Origin of the sequence: Senegalimassilia faecalis (genome assembly GCF_004135645.1) — a bacterium.
In the GTDB taxonomy this organism is placed as follows: Bacteria; Actinomycetota; Coriobacteriia; order Coriobacteriales; family Eggerthellaceae; genus Senegalimassilia; species Senegalimassilia faecalis.
In genome coordinates, this window is record NZ_SDPW01000002.1 from 1 (window position 1) to 2996 (window position 2996).

Annotated in this window: 4 protein-coding genes; all 4 read left to right on the plus strand. The window is 57.5% G+C overall.

Annotated features, from left to right (window positions below; genetic code table 11):
• Nucleotides 1-245 precede the first annotated feature (245 nt).
• Nucleotides 246-1478, plus strand: coding sequence for a plasmid recombination protein (locus ET524_RS11480; RefSeq protein ID WP_129426255.1), 1233 nt, complete (start codon nt 246-248; stop codon nt 1476-1478).
• Between the two features lie 43 nt (nt 1479-1521).
• Nucleotides 1522-1758 (plus strand): type II toxin-antitoxin system RelB family antitoxin, encoded by a 237-nt coding sequence (gene relB / locus ET524_RS11485; RefSeq protein ID WP_035138971.1) that lies wholly within the window; start codon nt 1522-1524, stop codon nt 1756-1758.
• Nucleotides 1742-2011, plus strand: a complete 270-nt coding sequence (locus ET524_RS11490; protein WP_035138972.1) for a type II toxin-antitoxin system RelE family toxin — start codon at nt 1742-1744, stop codon at nt 2009-2011. The genes relB and ET524_RS11490 overlap by 17 nt, the downstream gene beginning before the upstream one ends.
• Before the next feature lie 61 nt (nt 2012-2072).
• On the plus strand, nt 2073-2714 hold the full coding sequence (locus tag ET524_RS11495) for a Rep family protein (RefSeq protein WP_035138973.1): 642 nt from the start codon (nt 2073-2075) through the stop codon (nt 2712-2714).
• Nucleotides 2715-2996 lie beyond the last annotated feature (282 nt).

The window sequence follows — 2996 nt, forward strand, 5'->3', positions numbered from 1 at the left end:
ACTACGACCTCGCCCATGGGAATCCGATATCCGATACCGATACGTCGGGGTGGTTTGGAGGGGTTTCACCCCTCCATCTCGGCGGAGCCGAGCGGGCAAGGAAGAGGTGCCGCCGCCGATGACGCGCAGCAATCTCGACCGCTGGGAGGATTGCGGAGAAGCCCCGCAGGGCACGTCCTTAGCGCAGCTAAGGTCTAACGTGCTAGACTTTAGTCGGCTAAAATCTGACGCAAGGCGGTTCTGACATGGCACATATAGCGAAGTACAAGGCTCCATCGGTCGGGCACATGCTCGCCCACTATAGGCGCGACCGCAGCAGCCTGGAGCGCGACAACATCGACCCCGAGCGCATCAAGAACGACTTGGTTGTCGGTCACTACACCAACAAGGACGGCAAGCTCGTTGTTGGGCGCGTGGAGCCGCGCGATGGCGAGCCGAACTGGGGCACGGTGGAGAGCCGCATCGAGCGCGTGAACGAAGCCCAGAAGGCGGCTGGGAAGCGCGCCACGCGCAAGGATGCGGTCGTTATGGCTGACGTTGTTGTGACGCTTCCCGACAATGTGCGCAAGGGCGATGAGGATAGGTTCTTCCGCCTGACGTACTGGTACCTGTCAAAGAAGTTCGGTATCGACAACATGATGGGCGGATACGTTCACAAGGACGAGGTGCTGAAGGACGGCACGCCCGCCCGCGACCACATGCACGTTCCGTTCACGCCCATCCTCGATGGTCGCTTCAACTACAAGCAGATGTGCCCCCGCTCGTTCTATCAATCGATGCACAAGGAGCTTGGGGACTACCTCGAGAAGCGCATGGGCTACCGCCCTGCAATCGAGCTTGACGAGGAGACGCGGGCGCAGCGCGTTTACACGGACAAGTCCGTGGACATCGACAAGGTACGCGGGGCGGTCGATAGGGCGGTTGTGCAACCTGCCGAGGACGAAGCGGCGCGAATCGTCGCGGCGGCTAGGGAAGAAGCCGCCGCTTTGCTAAACGATGCCGAAGCGCGTAAGGCAGAGCTTGTTACCGAGATTGCCGACAAGGAGGGTGACCTTGCCGAGCTTGACAGCCAGCTCGAGGACGTGAAGCTCGATATCGAAGATGAGCAAGACCGATTGGAGTGTCTTCGGCAACGAGCGGACGGAGTTGCGCGAGACATTGGAGAGATTCAACCCATCGCTACCGAGATTCGGGGCTGGGAAGCTGCGGGAAAAGCTGAGCGCGGCGCAATCCTCGATAGAATCGCTGCTCAGTGCGATGGACTCGCGGGAAGAATCCGAACGGCAATTGCGGGAATACAGCTCAAGGTGGAAGAGCTTAGAAGCCGAATATCGCGACCGCTCGAACATCTGATGCGCAGAAAGCAGCCAAGGCAACAGAGCCTTAATGACGTGCTGCGCGATGCGCAGCGGGCGGCGGATGCGTGGAACCGCGACCACGCTGCACCGCAGAGGACGTATCGCGGGCGGGTTAGATGATGTGTTATAGTAGTACCTGTAATACACGACAAGGAGGTGCGACATGGCTACCGCGGTCACATCAATGAGGATTCCAACCGAGTTGAACGAGCGCTACAGCCGTCTTGCGAAGGAGACTGGCAGGTCGAGGAGCTTCTACGTTAACGAAGCCCTGCAAGAAGCTATCGACCGTTTCGAGTACGAGTACGGGATTCTCAAGGATATCGAGGACTATCGTGCTGGCAGGCTTGAGACCTACAGCATCGACGAGGTAAGGGCGCACTGTGGCCTGGCGAATTGATTTCACGAGGAACGCCGACAAGGCGATGCGCAAGCTCGATAAGGGCGTTGCCGCGCGGGTGTTTGACGAGCTTGACGAGATAGCGAAGCTCGAAGACCCAAGAAGCAGGGGCAAGGCATTGACGGGAAACTTGGCAGGCGTGTGGCGATACAGGGTCGGTGACTACCGAATCCTGTGCGACATCAATGACGGCAGGCTCGTCATTCTCGTGGTCGATGTTGCGCATAGACGCGAGGTTTACAAGCGCAGATAAAAAAGAAAAGCCCCAGCAAGCTTGGCGGCAGCAGGGGCATTCGAGACAAGGAGATTATAGCATGGCGGCAAACGCTGGCGAGACGAAGGTGAAGCTCTGGGAGGGCATCTGCTACCCAGAGAACATGCGCGATGACTGGCAGGACGAGATAGACGACATTCTTCAAGTGCCTTTCGCTTATGCGGTTCACGACATAGACCATGACCAGAAGAGCAAGCAGCGCAAGACGCATGCGCACGTCATTGTTGTCTGGGGCGGCAACACGACACGCAAGGCAATCATCAACGTCTTGAACCGATTGAGCGCGGACGGCAAGAAGTGCTGTTCGTCAGCCGAGCCAATCAACAACATCAGGCATGCGTATGACTATCTGATTCACGACACGGCTTCCTGTCGCAAGAAGGGCAAGGAGCTGTATCCGGTCGAAGCACGCATCGAGGGAAACAACTTCGACATTGGTCAGCTCGAACAGCTCTCGACTAAGGACAAGCAGGACATGCTCTTCGAGTTGGTCGGCTTCATCATGTGCGAGAGGTTCGAGACCATCAACGATTTCACGGCTGCGGCGCTGAGGGAGTTTCCCGAGCAGTACCGCGAAATCATCGTGGGGTACAACTCGATTCTCGAGCGCTATTGTCGCGGGAACTATCTGAACGCCGAACGTAAGCGCAAGTGCGTGGAACAGTCAGGTGCCAAAGAGTAGTCGGGTCAATGCAGCAATGCGTGACTACGGGGCGGCGTGGTCTGCGCTCGCGCAGATCTAAGCCGACTCGTTCACGGATTGCGGAATTGACGCGACGGCCAACCGAATAGACCAGACTTGATTAAGGGTCGATGGACGCTCTGCTCCATCGACCCTTTCCTTGCCCGTGTCTCGACTGGATGAGACCTGCAGAATCGGGCGGCTCATTATTTTTCGCTAACTACGTCCGAAAAATAATGTGACAAATGACAAATGACAAATGAGCACAGGGGGGGGCGAGGT

Bases quoted from the DNA above. Each gene is read 5' to 3' on its own strand.
- ET524_RS11480 (WP_129426255.1), top strand. From the start codon at position 246: ATGGCACATATAGCGAAGTACAAGGCTCCATCGGTCGGGCACATGCTC.
- relB (WP_035138971.1), top strand. From the start codon at position 1,522: ATGGCTACCGCGGTCACATCAATGAGGATTCCAACCGAGTTGAACGAG.
- ET524_RS11495 (WP_035138973.1), top strand. From the start codon at position 2,073: ATGGCGGCAAACGCTGGCGAGACGAAGGTGAAGCTCTGGGAGGGCATC.